Annotated in this window: 18 protein-coding genes; 7 read left to right on the plus strand and 11 right to left on the minus strand. The window is 62.6% G+C overall.

Annotated elements, in window-relative coordinates; translation table 11 throughout:
- A partial coding sequence (locus tag APH25_RS19140) for a neutral zinc metallopeptidase (protein ID WP_177331207.1) occupies window positions 1-244 on the minus strand: 244 nt, incomplete at its 3' end.
- A gap of 198 nt (window positions 245-442) precedes the next feature.
- Between APH25_RS19140 and pcaH the strand changes: the two genes are divergently transcribed.
- Window positions 443-1,162, plus strand: a complete 720-nt coding sequence (gene pcaH, locus APH25_RS19145; protein ID WP_024087742.1) for a protocatechuate 3,4-dioxygenase subunit beta — start codon at window positions 443-445, stop codon at window positions 1,160-1,162.
- 10 nt (window positions 1,163-1,172) lie between these two features.
- Complete coding sequence (pcaG, locus tag APH25_RS19150) at window positions 1,173-1,778, plus strand: protocatechuate 3,4-dioxygenase subunit alpha (protein WP_060483026.1); 606 nt, start codon at window positions 1,173-1,175, stop codon at window positions 1,776-1,778.
- Window positions 1,779-1,849: 71 nt separating this feature from the next.
- On the opposite strand, the gene APH25_RS19155 is transcribed toward pcaG, so the two are convergent.
- From APH25_RS19155 to APH25_RS19175, 5 genes are all read right to left on the minus strand, one after another.
- A complete protein-coding gene (locus tag APH25_RS19155; RefSeq protein WP_060483027.1) occupies window positions 1,850-2,284 on the minus strand; it encodes a cupin domain-containing protein in 435 nt (144 codons plus the stop codon).
- 102 nt (window positions 2,285-2,386) lie between these two features.
- Complete coding sequence (locus APH25_RS19160; RefSeq protein ID WP_060483028.1) at window positions 2,387-3,292, minus strand: LysR family transcriptional regulator; 906 nt, start codon at window positions 3,290-3,292, stop codon at window positions 2,387-2,389.
- 55 nt (window positions 3,293-3,347) lie between these two features.
- Entirely contained in the window at window positions 3,348-4,433 is a 1,086-nt protein-coding gene (trmA, locus tag APH25_RS19165) for a tRNA (uridine(54)-C5)-methyltransferase TrmA (RefSeq protein ID WP_060483029.1), read from the minus strand.
- Window positions 4,430-5,725: an NCS2 family permease gene (locus APH25_RS19170; protein ID WP_060483030.1), complete on the minus strand. Its 1,296-nt coding sequence runs from the start codon at window positions 5,723-5,725 to the stop codon at window positions 4,430-4,432. The genes trmA and APH25_RS19170 overlap by 4 nt, the downstream gene beginning before the upstream one ends.
- A gap of 200 nt (window positions 5,726-5,925) precedes the next feature.
- Window positions 5,926-7,146: an MFS transporter gene (locus APH25_RS19175; protein ID WP_060483031.1), complete on the minus strand. Its 1,221-nt coding sequence runs from the start codon at window positions 7,144-7,146 to the stop codon at window positions 5,926-5,928.
- Between the two features lie 356 nt (window positions 7,147-7,502).
- Here APH25_RS19175 and APH25_RS19180 point away from each other — a divergent pair, with 356 nt between their 5' ends.
- Genes APH25_RS19180 through APH25_RS19190 form a run of 3 tightly spaced genes read left to right on the plus strand, consistent with a single transcriptional unit; the run spans window position 7,503 to window position 10,114 of the window.
- Entirely contained in the window at window positions 7,503-8,939 is a 1,437-nt protein-coding gene (locus APH25_RS19180) for a cytochrome ubiquinol oxidase subunit I (protein ID WP_060483032.1), read from the plus strand.
- A gap of 3 nt (window positions 8,940-8,942) precedes the next feature.
- On the plus strand, window positions 8,943-9,950 hold the full coding sequence (gene cydB / locus APH25_RS19185; protein ID WP_060483033.1) for a cytochrome d ubiquinol oxidase subunit II: 1,008 nt from the start codon (window positions 8,943-8,945) through the stop codon (window positions 9,948-9,950).
- Window positions 9,951-9,961: 11 nt separating this feature from the next.
- Window positions 9,962-10,114 (plus strand): DUF2474 domain-containing protein, encoded by a 153-nt coding sequence (locus APH25_RS19190; protein WP_033727993.1) that lies wholly within the window; start codon window positions 9,962-9,964, stop codon window positions 10,112-10,114.
- Between the two features lie 34 nt (window positions 10,115-10,148).
- Here the strand turns inward: APH25_RS19190 and APH25_RS19195 are convergent, their stop codons facing one another.
- Together APH25_RS19195 and APH25_RS19200 are read right to left on the minus strand one after the other, a co-directional pair.
- Complete coding sequence (locus tag APH25_RS19195) at window positions 10,149-11,273, minus strand: methyltransferase (protein ID WP_060483034.1); 1,125 nt, start codon at window positions 11,271-11,273, stop codon at window positions 10,149-10,151.
- 96 nt (window positions 11,274-11,369) lie between these two features.
- Window positions 11,370-12,077 carry an autoinducer binding domain-containing protein gene (locus APH25_RS19200; RefSeq protein ID WP_028633322.1) on the minus strand — a complete coding sequence of 236 codons (708 nt, stop codon included), beginning with the start codon at window positions 12,075-12,077 and terminating at the stop codon, window positions 11,370-11,372.
- Between the two features lie 212 nt (window positions 12,078-12,289).
- Between APH25_RS19200 and APH25_RS19205 the strand changes: the two genes are divergently transcribed.
- Window positions 12,290-13,066 carry a ferredoxin--NADP reductase gene (locus APH25_RS19205; RefSeq protein ID WP_060483035.1) on the plus strand — a complete coding sequence of 259 codons (777 nt, stop codon included), beginning with the start codon at window positions 12,290-12,292 and terminating at the stop codon, window positions 13,064-13,066.
- Between the two features lie 42 nt (window positions 13,067-13,108).
- Here APH25_RS19205 and mscL read toward each other — a convergent pair whose 3' ends face one another.
- Window positions 13,109-13,513, minus strand: coding sequence for a large-conductance mechanosensitive channel protein MscL (gene mscL, locus APH25_RS19210; protein WP_060483036.1), 405 nt, complete (start codon window positions 13,511-13,513; stop codon window positions 13,109-13,111).
- 179 nt (window positions 13,514-13,692) lie between these two features.
- On the opposite strand from mscL, the gene radA reads away from it, so the two are divergent.
- Window positions 13,693-15,063, plus strand: coding sequence for a DNA repair protein RadA (radA, locus tag APH25_RS19215; protein ID WP_028633319.1), 1,371 nt, complete (start codon window positions 13,693-13,695; stop codon window positions 15,061-15,063).
- A gap of 21 nt (window positions 15,064-15,084) precedes the next feature.
- On the opposite strand, the gene APH25_RS19220 is transcribed toward radA, so the two are convergent.
- Both APH25_RS19220 and APH25_RS19225 read right to left on the minus strand, forming a co-directional pair.
- A complete protein-coding gene (locus APH25_RS19220) occupies window positions 15,085-16,602 on the minus strand; it encodes a nucleobase:cation symporter-2 family protein (RefSeq protein ID WP_060483037.1) in 1,518 nt (505 codons plus the stop codon).
- A gap of 262 nt (window positions 16,603-16,864) precedes the next feature.
- On the minus strand, window positions 16,865-17,227 hold the full coding sequence (locus APH25_RS19225; RefSeq protein WP_060483064.1) for a PilZ domain-containing protein: 363 nt from the start codon (window positions 17,225-17,227) through the stop codon (window positions 16,865-16,867).
- Between the last annotated feature and the right edge of the window lie 145 nt (window positions 17,228-17,372).

Below are 17,372 nucleotides of genomic sequence, written 5' to 3' on the forward strand. Positions count from 1 at the left end.
CGGCCTGCTGATCGTTGGCAGGTGGCGCCTTGCCAGAAGTGGCGGTGGGTGCTTGCTGCTGCATCTGGCCGGTCAGTTGGCCCAGGATCTGCAACGGGTCCTGGCCGGTCAGCCAGCCGATGCCCACGATCAGCAGAATGGCGCCGAGCCCCAGCCCTTTGCCGCCACCAAACCGCATCCCGCCGCCACCTGAGCCCCGGGCGTCGACCACATTGTCGCTACGTCGGCCTTTTCGCCATTCCATGAATGCTCTCCAGAGCCTGAAACAAGAAGATAAAGATTAGTCCACTGCATCGACAGGTGTCAGGCGCTTCTGTCATGCATAACCATTTGGTTAAGCCTCTTCGGCATGAATTCAATATTCATTGCATCCATGCTGCCTGAAACTGTAAGTCCGCCTGCCCCACCCAGGCGTTCCATAATTCCAAGAGAGGAAACCGGCATGCCCGCTCAGGACAACAGCCGCTTCGTGATCCGTGATCGCAACTGGCACCCCAAGGCCCTGACGCCTGACTACAAGACCTCGATCGCGCGCTCGCCGCGCCAGGCCTTGGTCAGCATCCCACAGTCGATCAGTGAAACCACCGGCCCTGATTTCTCCCACCTGGGCTTTGGCGCCCATGACCACGACCTGCTGCTGAACTTCAACAACGGCGGCTTGCCGATTGGGGAGCGCATCATCGTTGCCGGTCGTATTGTCGACCAGTATGGCAAGCCTGTGCCAAACACCCTGGTCGAAATGTGGCAGGCCAACGCCGGCGGCCGCTACCGCCACAAGAATGACCGCTACCTGGCGCCGCTCGACCCCAACTTCGGGGGTGTAGGCCGCTGCCTCACCGACCGCGACGGTTACTACAGCTTCCGCACCATCAAACCCGGCCCGTACCCCTGGCGCAATGGCCCGAACGACTGGCGCCCGGCGCACATTCACTTCGCCATCAGCGGGCCTTCGATCGCGACCAAACTGATCACCCAGCTGTATTTCGAGGGCGACCCGCTGATCCCGATGTGCCCGATCGTGAAGTCCATCGCCAACCCGCAAGCCGTGCAACAGTTGATCGCCAAGCTCGACATGAGCAACGCCAACCCGATGGATTGCCTGGCGTACCGCTTCGACATCGTGCTGCGTGGCCAGCGCAAGACCCACTTCGAAAACTGCTGAGGACCCCGCCATGCCAATCGAACTGCTGCCGGAAACCCCCTCGCAAACGGCCGGCCCCTACGTGCACATCGGCCTGGCCCTGGAAGCGGCCGGTAACCCCACCCGTGACCAGGAAATCTGGAACCGCCTGGCCAAGCCTGAGGCTGCCGGCGAACACATCGTGCTGGTCGGCCACGTGTACGACGGCAACGGCCACCTGGTGCGCGATTCGTTCCTGGAGCTGTGGCAAGCCGATGCCAACGGCGACTACCAGGACGCCTACAACCTGGAAAACGCCTTCAACAGCTTCGGGCGCACCGCCACCACCTTCGACGCTGGCGAATGGACGGCGCACACGGTCAAACCGGGCGTGGTAAACAATGCCGCAGGTGTGCCGATGGCGCCGCACATCAACCTCAGCCTGTTTGCCCGCGGCATCAACATTCACCTGCACACCCGCCTGTATTTCGACGATGAGGCCGAGGCCAACGCCAAATGCCCGGTGCTCAACCTGATCGAGCAGCCCCAGCGGCGGGAAACCCTGATTGCCAAGCGCTGCGAAGTGGACGGGAAGACGGCCTATCGCTTCGATATCCGTATTCAGGGGGAAGGGGAGACGGTGTTCTTCGACTTCTAAGTGAAGGGGCGCTCGCTCCGTCCAGGCCAAGGCAATACCTTGACGGAGCGGCCCCTCAAGCAGCCTGGTAATCAGCTGTTTACAGGCTTCAGGTCGAACGCATCGGCCTGGTACTGGAAAAGCAGGCAATCGGCTGCCGCAGTGCACCCGCTTTCGTGTACCAGGTCCGCCGGTAGCTTGTAGTACGACCCCGCCGGGAATTCGCTGCGTTGGCCATCGATCACTGCGTAAAACGTGCCGTGCAGCACAACTGTCGGCAGCGCCTGGCTGTGCTGGTGCAGGCCATTGTCGGTCCCTTTTCTGAACCTGACATAGGCCGAATAAGGCCCGGTGCCAAAGATATCGCCCTCAACGTTCGCGTAACTGACGGCGCCCTGGGTATTGGGCACCGCTTGCCATGCAAGGGCGCTGCTGTCGGGTACTGACACGGTTTTTTCTGCCGCATTGATGCCTGTTGCCAGGGTTGCGAGCGCCATGCCCGCGACTATTTTCTGTAATGCCTTCATGTGAAATTCCTTCGCTGGATAACCCTGCAGCCAAGGCTAAAGCAACGCCATTCACACAGATACGGCCCTGCATGGCCAAGACCTGTGCTTATTTTGCACAGATCAAGCTTGCCACCGGGGTTGGGCGTAATAAGCCTGCACATACTCCAGCAGCGCCCGCACCTTGGGTGCCAGGTAGCGGCTTTGCGGGTAGACCGCGTAAAGGTTGCGCGCGGGCAACTTCCAGCCTTCAAGTACTGGCACCAGACGCCCGTCGAGCAGGGCATCGTGCACGATGAAGCGGTCGAAACTGGCAATGCCCAACCCGCCGATTGCAGCAGCGCGCAGGGCCATTGGTGAGTTGGCACTCAGGCGCCTGGGCATGACGATGCCGTGTTGCTCGCCATCCGCGCGGGTGAGCTGCAACCGCTGAGGGTGCGCAAGGTTGCTGTAGCCGAGCAGTGCATGGCTGCTCAGCGTGCCCGGTGAGCTGGGCGCGCCATGGCGTTTGAGGTAACTGGGGGCCGCGACCAGCATCACTTCGCTGGGCGCCAGCCGGCGAGCCACCAGGCTGGAGTCCGGCAACTGATCGGTGATCCGCAGGCACACATCGACTTCATCTTCGAGCATGTCGATAAAGCGATCGCTGCAATTGAGCTCCACCTGCAGGCATGGGTGGCGTTCCACAAAGTCAGCCAGCCAGCGCCCCAGTTCCAGCTCGCCGAAGGCGGTTGGCACACTCAGGCGCAGGGTGCCTGTGGGTTGCTGCTGATGCTCGGAGAGCTCAAGCGTCATCGCTTGGACCTGCTCAAGGATAGAGACGCAGTGGCGATAAAAAAGCGTGCCCGCTTCGGTCAGGTGCAGGCGGCGGGTGGAGCGGGCAAGCAGTTGTGTGCCCAGTTGGCGCTCCAGCTGCTTCACCTGGCGTGAGAGTACGGTGTGGGACTGGCCTGTACAGCTGGCCGCGGCGCTGAAGCTGCCGAGGTCGACGACCCGGCGAAAGGTGTGCATGGCGGCCAACTGGTCCATCTTCACGGGCTCCTGACAGGGCCGGTGGGCCGCAACGGCCCAACCGGCTGAGGGATCAGCGCCGAACCAGCAATACGCCGCTTTCCATGTGGTGGGTGTAGGGGAACTGGTCGAACAACGCACAGCGTTCGATCCGGTGCGTATCGTGCAACTGGGCGATGTTTTGCGCCAGGGTTTCCGGGTTGCAGGAGATGTACAGGATGCGCTCGAAGCGCCGGGTGAGCTCGCAAGTGTCCGGGTCCATGCCGGCACGCGGCGGGTCGACGAACACGGTGCCGAACCTGTAGCTGCCCAGGTCGATGCCTTCCAGCCGGCGGAACGGCCGCACGCCGTTCAATGCCTGGGTCAGTTCCTCTGCCGACAGCCGCACCAGGCGCACGTTGTCCACAGCGTTTTCGTCCAGGTTGCTCAGCGCGGCATTCACCGATGTCTTGCTGATTTCGGTCGCCAGCACCTGGCGGGCGCGGGTGGCCAGCGGCAGGGTAAAGTTGCCGTTGCCGCAATACAGCTCCAGCAGGTCGTCCTCACGTTCGCCCATGGCGTCGAACGCCCAGCCGAGCATCTTCTGGTTCACCGCGCCATTGGGTTGGGTGAAGGCCCCCTCGGGCTGGCGATAGCTGAACACCCGGCCCGCCACCTCCAGTTTCTCCACCGCGTAGTCGCGGCCGATGACCAGGCGCTTGCCCTTGGAGCGGCCGATGATGCTGACGGCCAACTCATCGGCAAGCTGCCGGGCGGCCGCTTCCCAGGCAGCATCCAGCGGGCGGTGGTAGCACAGCGTGATCATCGCGTCGCCGGCCAGCGTGGTCAGGAACTCGACCTGGAACAGGCGGTTGCCCAGTGCCTCGTTGCTCTGCCACGCAGCCTTCAGCCGAGGCATCAGGGCATTGATGGAGCGGCTGGCGATTGGGAAATCGTCGATTAGAATCGCCTTGTGCTTGTCCCCGGGCGCGAACATGGCGTAGTGGCGCTGGCCGTCCTCGCGCCACAGGCGGAACTCGGCGCGCAGGCGGTAGTGCTCGCGCGGTGAATCGAAAACGGCAGGCTCCGGCGCGCTGAAGGGCGCCAGCAGCTCGCGCAGCCGGGCTACCTTGGCGTCCAGCTGGCTGGCGTAGGAGGAGGGGTCGAAAGCGGCACTCATGCGTTGAACCAGCCCAGCTTGATGACGAACAGAATGGAAAGGATGACCAGCGCCGCATTCAGGTCGCGGTGGCGGCCACTGATCAGCTTGATGGCTGTCCAGGCGATGAAGCCGAAGGCGATCCCATTGGCAATCGAGTAGGTCAGCGGCATGGCCAGGGCGGTGACCACCACCGGCGCGGCTTCGGTAACGTCATCCCAGTTGATTTCTGCCAGGCCCGAGGCCATCAGCACGGCAACGAACAGCAGGGCCGGCGCCGTGGCGAAGGCCGGTACGCTGCCGGCCAGCGGGGCGAAGAACAGCGCCAGCAGGAACAGCACGGCGACCACGATGGCCGTCAGGCCGGTGCGGCCACCTGCACTCACGCCAGCTGCAGATTCGATGTAGCTGGTGGTGGTGGAAGTGCCCAGCAACGAACCGGCCATGGCGGCGGTGCTGTCGGCGATCAGGGCGCGGCCCATCTTCGGCATGTGCCCATCCTTGCCCATCAGCCCGGCGCGCTTGGCCACGCCGATCAGGGTGCCGGAATTATCGAACAGGTCGACGAACAGGAAGGCGAAGATCACGCTCACCAGCCCCACGTCCAGGGCGCCGGCGATGTCCAGCTGCAGGAAGGTAGGGGCCAGCGAAGGCGGCATGGAGACGATCCCGCCAAAGGGTGTGACGCCCAGTGCAATGGCTGCCACGGTAACCGCCAGGATGCCGATCAGCACCGCGCCGCGCACCTTCAGCGCTTCCAGCCCCACGATCAGGAAGAAACCGAGGGTGGCCAGAATCGGCGCGGGCTGGCGCAAGTCACCCAGGCCCACCAGCGTGGCTGGGTTATCCACCACAATCCCCGCGTTATGCAGGGCGATCAGTGCCAGGAACAGCCCGATGCCCGCAGCGATGGCTGAGCGCAGGGGCAGCGGAATGCTGTTGACGATCCACTCGCGGATGCGAAAGATCGACAACAGGAAGAACATCACCGCCGACAGGAACACCGCGCCCAGGGCTACCTGCCAGGTGTGGCCCATGTGCAGCACCACGGTGTAGGTGAAGAACGCGTTCAGGCCCATGCCCGGCGCCAGGGCGATCGGGTAGTTGGCGATCAGGCCCATGGTGGTGGAGCCGATGGCGGCCGCCAGGCAGGTGGCGACGAACAGCGCACCCTTGTCCATGCCGGTCTCGCCGAGGATGCTCGGGTTGACGAACAGGATGTAGGCCATGGCCAGGAAGGTGGTGACGCCCGCCAGTATCTCGGTGCGCACATTGGTGTTGTGTGCTTTTAGTTGAAACAGCCTTTCCAGCATGCCCGCTCCCCGAGGCGCCCCCGGCGCCATGAATGTATCGACCCCATCAGCAAAGCACAGACCGTACCGGTTGCCGTGGTTTTGCGTGGGGTGGAAAAAAGCCGCGCATCATACCAGCATGCCAGGCGGGGGCCTATGGCCGTTGGGGAAAGGGTTTCGCACGGCGTGTGCCCGCGATGGGGCCGGTACAGGCCAACCCTTCAGCCCTCGTGCAGCCGATCCCGCTTGGCCAGTGTCGGGAACAGTTTTATCCACACCCCCGTCACCACCAGGGTGCCCACACCCCCGAGCACCACGGCAGGCACTGTGCCAAACCAGTGCGCGGTGACCCCGGATTCGAACTCGCCGAGCTGATTCGAGGCACCGATGAACAGCCCATTGACTGCGCTGACACGTCCGCGCATCTCGTCCGGCGTCTCCAGCTGCACGAACGCCCCGCGGATCACCATGCTGATCATGTCGGCAGCCCCAAGCACCACCAGCACCGCCAGCGAGAACCAGAACGAGGTGGACAGGCCGAACGCGATGGTGGCCACGCCGAACACACCCACCGCCGTGAACATGGTCCGCCCCACCTTGCGCTCGAACGGGAACCGGGCCAGCCACACCGACATCAGCAAGGCGCCCACCGCTGGCGCTGAGCGCAGCAGCCCAAGGCCCATTGGCCCGGTCAGCAGGATGTCCTTGGCGAACACCGGCAGCAGTGCCGTCGCCCCGCCCAACAGCACGGCGAACAGGTCCAGTGAAATGGCGCCGAGGATGTCTGGCCGGCTGCGGATGAAGCGGATGCCTGCCAGCAACGACTCAAGGCTGGCGCGCCCGCGCTGGGCCACCTGGCCACGGGCCTGCAGGCTCAGGGTCAGCACGCAGGCGATGGCATACAGAGCGACCGTTGGCCCGTACACCCAAATGCTGCCAAAGGCATAGAGAAAACCGCCCACGGCAGGCGCCACGATGGTTGCCGACTGGGTTGCCGATGCCGAGGCTGCCACGGCCCGTGGGAACAACCCGGCCGGTACAACGTTGGGCAGCAAGGCCTGTGTGGCGGGCATCTCGAACGAGCGGGTGGCCCCCAGCAGGAAGGCCAGGGCAAAGATCAGTTCGCGGGTGACATGGTCGGTAGCGCTGCCCACCGCCAGGGCCAGGGCGATCAGCCCCTGCAGGCTCTGGCAAAGGGCCGCCACCTTGCGCCGGTCATAACGGTCGGCCACATGGCCGGTGTGCAACATGAACAGTACCCGGGGTGCGAACTCCACCAGGCCCACCAGCCCCAGGTCCAACACGTTGCCCGTTAACTGGTAGAGGTGCCAGCCAATGGCCACGGTGAGCATCTGGAAACCGCTGGCGGTAAACACCCTGGCCAGCCAGAAGGCCAGAAAAGGGCGGTGATGGCGCAACAACTGCGGCGCAGAATCAGACATCGGAACCCTTGGCCTCGGCGCGTGGGGAAGCCTGCAGCCTATCATCTGTTTGTAACAAATGGTTGCTGTTTGCACGCCCGGGCATTTTTACGCCGCATTGGGAACCGGGGTGGGGCAACCGGTCACGCGGCAAACCACCACACGGCCAGTTGGGCCTTTCGGGGCTATGCTTGCAGGCATATCGTTGATCTGGGTCAATCGTTGCAATCGTAACGATCCCGCAACGGTTCGGCCTTCTGGCCGTAATCCCTGCACATCGAACAGAACAATTCCAACGCGCCGTACTCGACTACGTGGGGGCAGTGGTGCGACGGTGCCACCGGCCCGATCGCCGGATTACCTGAAGAGGAAGCATTATGTTCGGTTTAGAGGCTCTGGATCTCGCCCGGGTCCAGTTCGCGTTTACCGTATCTTTTCACATCCTGTTCCCGGCCATCACCATTGGCCTGGCAAGCTACCTGGCCGTGCTCGAAGGCCTTTGGCTGAAGACCGACAAACAGGTCTACCGGGACCTCTATCACTTCTGGTCGAAGATCTTTGCTGTCAACTTCGGCATGGGGGTGGTGTCTGGCCTGGTCATGGCCTACCAGTTCGGCACCAACTGGAGCCGGTTCTCCGAGTTCGCAGGTTCGGTCACCGGGCCGTTGCTCACCTACGAAGTCCTCACCGCGTTCTTCCTTGAAGCAGGCTTTCTGGGCGTAATGCTGTTTGGCTGGAACCGGGTTGGGCGTGGCCTGCACTTTTTCGCCACCTGCATGGTGGCGCTCGGTACGCTGGTGTCCACATTCTGGATCCTGGCCTCCAACAGCTGGATGCAGACCCCCCAGGGCCACGAAATCATCGATGGCCGCGTCATACCGGTGGACTGGCTGGCGATCATCTTCAACCCTTCGTTCCCGTTCCGCCTGATGCACATGGCCACGGCAGCCTTTGTCGCCACCGCCTTCTTCGTCGGTGCCTCAGCGGCCTGGCACCTGCTGCGCGGGCGCGACAACCCCTCGGTGCGCAAGATGCTGTCGATGGCCATGTGGATGGCCCTGATCGTGGCGCCCGTGCAGGCGCTGATCGGCGACTTCCACGGCCTGAACACGCTCAAGCACCAGCCGGTAAAAATTGCCGCCATCGAAGGCCACTGGGAGAACAAGCCGGGCGAGGCAACGCCGTTGATCCTGTTCGGCATCCCCGATATGCAGGCTGAAACCACCCGCTTCAAGGTCGAGATACCCGTACTCGGCAGCCTTATCCTCACCCACAGCCTGGACCAGCAGGTACCGGCGATGAAGGAATTCCCGCCCGAGGACCGGCCCAACTCCACCATCATCTTCTGGTCGTTCCGCATCATGGTGGCGCTCGGCATGCTCATGATTGCGGCCGGCCTGTGGAGCCTATGGCTGCGCAAGGGTGGCAAGCTGTACACCTCGCGCCCGTTCCTGCATTTCGTCACCTGGATGGGGCCGTCTGGGTTACTGGCGATTCTGGCCGGCTGGTTCACCACGGAAATCGGTCGCCAGCCCTGGGTGGTGTATGGGGTCATGCGCACCGCCGACGGTGTGTCCAACCACAGCTACACCCAGCTGGGCTTCACCCTGGTGGCCTTCGTGGTGGTGTATTTCGCCCTGTTCGGCACCGGCTTTGCCTACATGATGCGCCTGGTGCGCAAAGGGCCGCATACCGGTGAAGGGGATCAGCCGCGCCCGGGTGGGCCAGGCCAGCAACGTACGCCAGCACGGCCGTTGTCCGCCGCCGACGACAGCAGCGATGCTGCCACTGCAGACCTGAGCAAGGGGAACTGAGCCATGGGTATCGATCTTCCACTGATCTGGGCTGTCATCATCATCTTCGGCGTGATGATGTACGTGGTGATGGACGGCTTCGACCTCGGCATCGGCATGCTCTTCCCTTTCGTCAAAGGTGAGCGTGACCGGGACGTGATGATGAACACCGTTGCCCCCGTGTGGGACGGTAATGAAACCTGGCTGGTACTGGGAGGTGCCGGGTTGTTCGGTGCCTTCCCGATGGCGTACGCCGTGGTCCTCGAAGCCCTGTACCTGCCGTTGATGCTGATGCTGATCGGCCTGATTTTCCGCGGCGTGGCGTTTGAGTTCCGCTTCAAGGCCAGCGCCCAGCGCCGCCATCTGTGGGATAAGGCTTTCATCGGCGGCTCGCTGGTGGCCACGTTTTTCCAGGGGGTAGCGCTGGGTGCCTTCATTGAAGGTTTCAAGGTGGTGGACCGCCACTTCGCCGGCGGTACGCTGGACTGGCTGACACCCTTCAGCCTGTTCTGTGGCCTGGGGCTGATCGTGGCGTACTCGCTGCTGGGCTGCACCTGGCTGATCATGAAGACCGAAGGGCCGCTGCAGGAGCAGATGCACAACCTTGGCCGCCCGTTGGCCCTGGTGCTGCTGGCGGTGATCGGCATCGTCAGCCTGTGGACACCGGTGGCTTATCCACAGATCGCCGAGCGCTGGTTCAGCATGCCTAACCTGATCTGGTTCATGCCGGTACCGGTGCTGGTGCTGGTGACCTTCTACGGGCTGTTCAAGGCAGTGGCGCGCAGCGCGAATTACGCGCCGTTCCTACTGACCCTGGTGTTGATCTTCCTTGGCTACAGCGGCCTGGGCATCAGCCTGTGGCCGAACATCATCCCGCCGTCCATCTCCATCTGGGAGGCCGCCGCGCCGTCGCAGAGCCAAGGCTTCATGCTGGTCGGCACCTTGTTCATCCTGCCTTTCATCCTGGGTTACACCTTCTGGAGCTACTACGTGTTCCGCGGCAAGGTGACTCACGATCAGGGCTATCACTAGGAGGCTGAAAAATGACCAGTAACCAGGGTGCGGAGCAGAAGAAACCCTTGTGGCAGCGCCTGGGCTGGCTGCTGCTCATCTGGGCGATGAGCGTGGCGGCACTGGGTGTGGCGGCCTGGGTGATGCGGCTGTTCATGAGCGCAGCCGGGTTGACCACCCACTGAGCGCTGCCGGGGCTGCCAGGCAGCCCCGGCACCTTTATTTGCGCGCCTTGAGCACGACGAACTTGGGCGTTGCCGCCACCTGTTCCACACCGCGGAACAGGCGGGCAAGCTTGCTGTGGTAGCCCAGGTGGCGGTTACCCACGATGTACAGCGCGCCACCCACTACCAGCGCTTCGCGGGCCTGCTGGAACATGCGCCAGGCCAGGAAATCACCCACCACCTGCTGCTGGTGAAACGGTGGGTTGCACAACACAACGTCCAGGGATTGCTTCTCGACCCCTGCCAGGCCATCGCCCGCCAGGAACGTGGCCGGGCGCTCTCCCAGGGCTGCCTGCCAGTTTTCTTGTGCGGACTGTACGGCCATGTAGGACTCATCGACCAAGATGTAGTGCGCGTCCGGGCTGGCCATGGCGCTGGCAATGGCCAGCACCCCATTGCCACACCCCAGGTCTGCTACCCGGGCGCTGCCCAGGTTCCCAGGCAGGTGAGGCAAGAATGCCCGGGTGCCGATATCCAGCCCCTCTCGGCAAAACACGTTGGCATGGTTGACCAGCTCCAGCGCCGGTGCCTCCAGGCGGTAACGGCTGGGGTACGGTGAGCAGGCGAGCGGTTGCTGCGCGGGGGTGGCCGTCAGCAGCCGGGCTTTTTTCTGCGCCAGTGAGGCCTGTACTGGGCCGATGTATTTTTCCATCAGGTCGCCGGCGGCACGCGGCAGGTGCTTGACCATGGCGCCGGCCATCACCTGCGCGCCAGGGGCGAGGTGGCCTTGCAGGCGAATCAGCTGCTCTTCAAGCAATGCCAGGGTCTTGGGGACACGAATCAACACGCGGTCGAATTCACCTTGCCAATGCTCGCTGGCCGGTATGAACGGCACGCTGTCGAATGACAAGCCACGACGCACCAGGTTCTTGCCCAAAGCAAGGTGCGCCAGGTGTGAATCGCCGCTGCTGACCACCTGCACATGGCCGGCCAGGCTGGCCGCCAGGGCGCCAAAACTGTCATTGAGCACCAGCACTCGCCAGCCAGCCTGGGGTACCTGCTGGTGCAACTGCTCAAGCAGGTATTCGTCGGCGGCGTCGAACGCCTGCAGCGGGTCGTTGGCCTGCTCGGGCTGGCGGATCAGGTCGAGGGCAGCAAAAGGGGTGGTCAACAGGGGCATGGCGTCTGGCTCGGGTACGAATCTGCCCGTTGCGGTTCGCCGCGGGCTTTGCCGGGCGATTCTACAGCGCTTTGCCGAAGGTCGCAGGCTCGAACGTCAGATCCAGCCGCGCAGGGCAGCAATGGCCACGGCGCCAGCCTTGTTGGCCGCATTGGTTTTGGTGATCACGCTGCGAATGTGAAAATTGACCGTGCTTTGCGACAGGGACAGGATGCAGGCCACGTCGGCAGCGGTTTTGCCGGCGGCGGACCACTTCAATACCTCAAGCTCCCGCTCGCTCATTTTCGGTTGAGGCGGGCAAAGTGCATCCAGATGATGTTCGGAGAGTACCGCATGCAGGGTGTGGCACATCCACTGGACGCTACCCGCCTTGTCGTACAGTTCGGCCGTTTCGATTCTGCCTGCAGGCCTGGCCACGCTCATTTGGCTTTCGTTGTGCTGCAAGTCGTGAAGTGACTGTGTCCAGCCGTGCCGAAGGCCATGCTGGCATGCCGCCTCGCGCACATGAGGGGCTTCTTTGTAGAGTTCGTCAGTCCACAGTACGGGTGTGGTGGAGGTGTGGCTGGCGATGCTGGCGCTGTCCTGCTTGTAGAAGTCTTCATCCTGGTAGCACAGGATCCAGTCGCTCGGGTAATTGCTATAGAGGTAAAAATGCGGGGTTTGCGTGGCGATCTGTATGCGCAGGTTCAAGCCGAGGTAGTCGAAGTCAAGATCCTGGGTAAGGTGCACAGCGATATCGAACAGTTTCCGCGGGTGGCGCTCGCTCACAAAGGCGTGAAGATGCTCTGGCTTCCAGTGAAACATCTGAAGTCTCCAGTGGGCATCGGAGCCCAATCCGTATGGGTGCCGGTTTGAGTGTAGGAAACGTTTCAGCCCATCGTTGGTACATTTGGCTATAGCAGGCGGGCTTTTCTGTGACGGAATGTGCCGCGAACAGCACTAGGCCCCACAAAGCAGTGGTTTTTATCCAGACTACTTTGCGCGACACTGTATGGACCCCGTATTTGGAGCCCGACATGACCGCCAGCGCTGAGAAATTCACTCGTCAGACCCTGCTCGATGTTCAGCCGTTGACGCCGAACCTGTTCAGCCTGCGAGTCACGCGCGATGCGGGCTTTCGCTTCCGCTCGGGTCAGTTTGCCCGCCTGGGGGTGAGCAAGGCCGATGGCAGTGTGGTGTGGCGAGCCTATTCGATGGTCAGCGCGCCGCACGACGAGTACCTCGACTTCTTCTCCATCGTAGTACCCGGTGGCGAATTCACAAGCGAGCTGAGCCGCCTGGGTGCAGGCGACACGCTGTTGATAGACCGCCAGGCATTCGGGTTCCTGACGCTTGACCGCTTCACCGGCGGGCGCGACCTGTGGCTGTTGGCAACCGGCACAGGCATTGCGCCGTTCATGTCGATCCTGCAGGACTTCGAAGCCTGGGGGCGTTTCGACAACATCAAGCTGGTGTATTCGGTACGCGAGGCCAAAGAGCTGGCATACGTCGACGAAATCAACGCCCTTGAGCAGCGTGATTACCTGGCGGAGTACGCCGGCAAACTGCAGTTCATTCCTGTAGTCACCCGCGAGCAGCACCCCGGCGCCCTGACCCAGCGCATCACCACCCTGATCGAGAACGGTGAGCTGGAGCGGGCAGCGGGGTTGGCGCTGTCCCCCGAGCACTCGCGCATCATGCTGTGCGGCAACCCTGAGATGATCGACGAGACGCGCAAGGTGCTCAAGGCGCGTGACCTGCAATTGAGCCTGAGCAAGCGCCCTGGCCAGGTTGCGGTGGAAACCTACTGGTAATTACTGCCTGCGAACGGCGGGCGCCGCTCGCAGGGTACTGCCTCAGGGGCGGTTTTTGAGCAGGTCGCGGATTTCGGTAAGCAGCGTTTGCTCAGGCGACGGAGCAGGCGGCACGCTTGGCGCCACCGCTTCTTCGCGCTTGAGGCGGTTGATGGCCTTCACGCCCATGAAGATGGCGAAGGCGATAATCACGAAGTCGATGACGGTCTGGATGAACTTGCCATAAGCCAGCACCACCGCCGGGATATCGCCCTGGGCAGCTTTCAGGGTGATGGCCAGGTCGCTGAAATCGACACCGCCGATCAACAGCCCCAGTGGCGGCATGACCACATCCCCAACGAAGGACGAGACGATCTTGCCGAAGGCCGCGCCGATGATGATACCGACCGCCATGTCGACGACGTTGCCTTTGACCGCGAAGGCCTTGAACTCACTGATCATGCCCATGTATCTATTCCTTTGTAACAAATGGTGAGGTAAACGCAGTGTAAGCCACTTAAACGCTTCATGCGCTGCATTCAGGGGTAGTGACTACTGTCGCAACGAATAGTTTTGTCGCATCCCAGGCCCGCCAGGGCACGTTCGCTACGTTATCATTCAGGCTTTTTTACCCGGAGACACTCCCCATGGCCAAGGCCAAGCGCATGTATGGTTGCACCGAGTGCGGCGCGACCTTCCCCAAATGGGCTGGGCAATGTGGCGAATGCGGGGCCTGGAACACCCTGGTCGAAACCATGATCGAAAGCGGTGGTGCGGCAGCGCCAAGCAGCGGGCGTGCAGGCTGGACCGGGCAGCAGGCGCAGATCAAGACCCTGGCCGAAGTCAGCGTCGAAGAGATCCCGCGCTTTACCACCAGCAGTACCGAACTGGACCGCGTGTTGGGTGGCGGGCTGGTGGACGGCTCGGTGGTGCTGATTGGCGGTGACCCGGGTATCGGCAAGTCGACCATCCTGTTGCAGACCTTGTGCAACATCGCGGTGGGCATGCCTGCGCTGTATGTCACCGGCGAAGAGTCCCAGCAGCAGGTGGCCATGCGCTCGCGGCGCCTGGGGCTGCCTCAGGACAAGCTCAAGGTCATGACCGAAACCTGCATCGAAACCATCATTGCCACGGCGCGCCAGGAAAAACCGCGGGTGATGGTAATCGACTCGATCCAGACCATCTTCACCGAGCAGTTGCAGTCGGCGCCGGGCGGTGTGGCCCAGGTGCGTGAAAGTACTGCATTGCTGGTGCGCTACGCCAAACAGAGCGGCACGGCCATTTTCCTGGTGGGCCATGTAACCAAGGAAGGCTCGCTGGCAGGCCCGCGGGTGCTGGAGCACATGGTCGACACGGTGCTGTATTTCGAGGGCGAGTCCGACGGCCGCCTGCGCCTGCTGCGGGCGGTGAAGAACCGCTTTGGCGCGGTCAACGAGCTTGGCGTTTTCGGCATGACCGACCGCGGCCTGAAGGAAGTGTCCAACCCATCGGCGATTTTCCTCAACCGCACCCAGGAAGAAGTACCCGGCAGTGTGGTGATGGCGACCTGGGAGGGCACGCGGCCGATGCTGGTGGAAGTGCAGGCGCTGGTGGATGACAGCCACCTGGCCAACCCGCGCCGGGTCACGTTGGGGTTGGACCAGAACCGCCTGGCCATGCTGCTGGCGGTGCTGCACCGGCATGGGGGTATTCCGACCCATGACCAGGACGTGTTCCTCAACGTGGTCGGCGGGGTCAAAGTGCTGGAAACCGCATCAGACCTGGCCTTGCTGGCGGCGGTAATGTCCAGCCTGCGCAACCGGCCGTTGGCCCATGGCCTGCTGGTATTCGGTGAAATCGGCCTGTCGGGCGAGGTGCGGCCGGTGCCCAGCGGGCAGGAGCGCCTGAAAGAGGCGGCCAAGCATGGCTTCAAGCGTGCGATCGTGCCCAAGGGCAATGCCCCCAAGGAGGCACCGGCCGGGCTGCAGGTCATTGCGGTCACCCGGCTGGAACAGGCGCTGGATGCGCTGTTTGAATAATGGCGCCCTCAGCGGCAGAGGTTAGTGCTCGGCCACCGCTGCTCGCTTTACCGCCTCGTTGCCGTGTTCGTCCACCACCCGCATCGGCACCTCATTGCCTTCGGCGTCGAACAGCTTGCCGTCTTTGAAGTAGTCGCCATCACGCAGCGCAGAAATGTCCGAATACTCGATGGTGCGCTCGTAAGCGGCGGCGAACACCGACTGTTGGTCCGAGTTGCCCGTGGTGAAGTGGTTGAAGATCAGGTTCAGCAAAATGGCCATGATCGCCGCCGAGCTGATGCCGGAGTGGAAAATGGTTTCGAACCAGTTGGGGAAGTGGTGATAGAACGTGGGTGCAGCGATCGGGATCATGCCGAAGCCCAGTGATGCAGCAACGATGATCAGGTTCACATTGTTCTTGTAGCTGACCTTCGACAGCGTACGGATGCCGCTGGCGGCCACGGTACCGAACAGCACGATACCCGCACCACCCAGTACTGGCGTGGGCACGGCGGCAATCACCCGCCCCATGATCGGCAGCAGGCCAAGCACCACCAGGATCACGCCGCCGGTGGCCACTACGTAGCGGCTGCGCACGCCTGTCACCGCCACCAGGCCAACGTTCTGGGCGAAGGCGCTCTGGGTGAATGAGCCAAAGATTGGCGCCAGGATGCTCGATGCCATGTCGGCACGCAGGCCGTTGCCCAGGCGCTTGGAGTCGACCTTGGTGTCGATGATTTCACCCACGGCCAGAATGTCCGCCGAGGTTTCCACCAGGGTCACCATGATCACGATGCACATCGACAGGATGGCGGCGACGTGGAATTCAGGCATGCCGAAGTGAAACGGGGTAGGGAAGGCGAACACCGGGCCTTCGGTAACCTTGCCGAAGTCAGCCATGCCCAGGGCCCAGGCGATCAACGTGCCCACTACCATCGCCAGCAAGATCGACAACCGCGAAATGGTCGCGCTGCCCAGCTTGCTCAGCAGCAGCACAATGGCGAAGGTCAGGGCGGCCAGGCCGATATTGGCCACGCTGCCGAACTCCGGGGAGGCGCTGTTGCCGCCCATCACCCAGCGCGCGGCCACCGGCATCAGGGTCAGGCCGATGGTGGTGATGACAATGCCCGTCACCAGTGGCGGGAAAAACTTGGTGATGCGCGAGAACACCGGGGTAATCAGAAAGCCGATCAGCGAGGCCGCCATCACCGCGCCCAGCACACCGGGCAGGCCACCGCCGCCCTCGCTGCTGAGAATGGCGCCCATGGTCGCCACACCGGCAAACGACACCCCCTGCACCAGCGGCAACTGGCAGCCGAAAAACGGCAGCCCAAGGGTTTGCAGCAGGGTCGCCAGGCCACCAGCAAACAGGGAGGCGGCGATCAGCATGCCGATCTCGGCAGGGTTGAGGCCTGCTGCCTGGCCAAGGATCAGCGGCACCGCGACGATGCCCCCGTACATGGTCAGCACATGCTGTAGCCCATAGGCCAGGTTCGCACCCAGGCCGAGGTTTTCGTCCTCCGGACGCGGGGTGGGAGACGTGCTAGGGGACGTGGTCATTGAGCAGGCTCTCTGTTTATTGTTGTGTAGCTACTGTAGACATTTCAATCCATAGATTGCCACACAAATTGTATACAATATTTAGATCCAAGCGCGCGGGCAGGTGCCTGCTAAGCGCCTGTAACCCAATGCAGGAGCCGTACCAGTACGCTGAATCCGGGCCTAGAGGGGTGTGTACAAATACAGCCCAACCGCAGCCAAAGCTGTCTAGACGGACAGGAAAGTCAGCCCGAGGGGGATGTTAGCTAGCTAAGAGATTTTATTATTCGATCAGTTGTCGCAGTTCGCGCATCATTTCGGTGCCGTCGGCCAGGTTCAATTCCACAAGACGGTGCAGGTGGCTCATCGAGTCGAGGTCGATGTACAGGCAGACAAAGCCCAGCCGATCTGGCTCTTCATGGCGCAGTTCCACTTGCATGTGCACCCGCTCCTCGGGGCCCAGGTGGATGATGGCGTCGAAATCCTGGGTGAGGTCGGCGCTCCAGTTGGCAGGGCGCTGTACCAGCAGGCCTTTGAGTGACAAGTCCAGCAGGGTGGCTGGCCAACGCTGCTGGCCCTGGCACAGTTCAGTGGGCGCATCGAAATCGATGCGCAGGAAGCGGCGGCGTTCAGGGGTGGTGCTCATGATGCAGGCCTCGCATGACATCCGGACGTCGAATGAATTCTGCCTGGTCGGCTTAGTGCGCAATCCTTTCGGAAAGGCTCTATTCCCAAGCAAGTGTGGCAATGCGCGATGACTCGCCCTAGACTCGATGGGCGGTCTTTCCAAT

Origin of the sequence: Pseudomonas sp. NBRC 111119 (assembly GCF_001320125.1) — a bacterium.
GTDB lineage: Bacteria > Pseudomonadota > Gammaproteobacteria > Pseudomonadales > Pseudomonadaceae > Aquipseudomonas > Aquipseudomonas parafulva.

Excerpts from the sequence above, each read along its gene's own strand:
- pcaH (WP_024087742.1), top strand. The coding sequence starts at position 443 with ATGCCCGCTCAGGACAACAGCCGCTTCGTGATCCGTGATCGCAACTGG.
- pcaG (WP_060483026.1), top strand. The coding sequence starts at position 1,173 with ATGCCAATCGAACTGCTGCCGGAAACCCCCTCGCAAACGGCCGGCCCC.
- APH25_RS19155 (WP_060483027.1), bottom strand. The coding sequence starts at position 2,284 with ATGAAGGCATTACAGAAAATAGTCGCGGGCATGGCGCTCGCAACCCTG.
- APH25_RS19160 (WP_060483028.1), bottom strand. The coding sequence starts at position 3,292 with ATGGACCAGTTGGCCGCCATGCACACCTTTCGCCGGGTCGTCGACCTC.
- trmA (WP_060483029.1), bottom strand. The coding sequence starts at position 4,433 with ATGAGTGCCGCTTTCGACCCCTCCTCCTACGCCAGCCAGCTGGACGCC.
- APH25_RS19170 (WP_060483030.1), bottom strand. The coding sequence starts at position 5,725 with ATGCTGGAAAGGCTGTTTCAACTAAAAGCACACAACACCAATGTGCGC.
- APH25_RS19175 (WP_060483031.1), bottom strand. The coding sequence starts at position 7,146 with ATGTCTGATTCTGCGCCGCAGTTGTTGCGCCATCACCGCCCTTTTCTG.
- APH25_RS19180 (WP_060483032.1), top strand. The coding sequence starts at position 7,503 with ATGTTCGGTTTAGAGGCTCTGGATCTCGCCCGGGTCCAGTTCGCGTTT.
- cydB (WP_060483033.1), top strand. The coding sequence starts at position 8,943 with ATGGGTATCGATCTTCCACTGATCTGGGCTGTCATCATCATCTTCGGC.
- APH25_RS19190 (WP_033727993.1), top strand. The coding sequence starts at position 9,962 with ATGACCAGTAACCAGGGTGCGGAGCAGAAGAAACCCTTGTGGCAGCGC.
- APH25_RS19195 (WP_060483034.1), bottom strand. The coding sequence starts at position 11,273 with ATGCCCCTGTTGACCACCCCTTTTGCTGCCCTCGACCTGATCCGCCAG.
- APH25_RS19200 (WP_028633322.1), bottom strand. The coding sequence starts at position 12,077 with ATGTTTCACTGGAAGCCAGAGCATCTTCACGCCTTTGTGAGCGAGCGC.
- APH25_RS19205 (WP_060483035.1), top strand. The coding sequence starts at position 12,290 with ATGACCGCCAGCGCTGAGAAATTCACTCGTCAGACCCTGCTCGATGTT.
- mscL (WP_060483036.1), bottom strand. The coding sequence starts at position 13,513 with ATGGGCATGATCAGTGAGTTCAAGGCCTTCGCGGTCAAAGGCAACGTC.
- radA (WP_028633319.1), top strand. The coding sequence starts at position 13,693 with ATGGCCAAGGCCAAGCGCATGTATGGTTGCACCGAGTGCGGCGCGACC.
- APH25_RS19220 (WP_060483037.1), bottom strand. The coding sequence starts at position 16,602 with ATGACCACGTCCCCTAGCACGTCTCCCACCCCGCGTCCGGAGGACGAA.
- APH25_RS19225 (WP_060483064.1), bottom strand. The coding sequence starts at position 17,227 with ATGAGCACCACCCCTGAACGCCGCCGCTTCCTGCGCATCGATTTCGAT.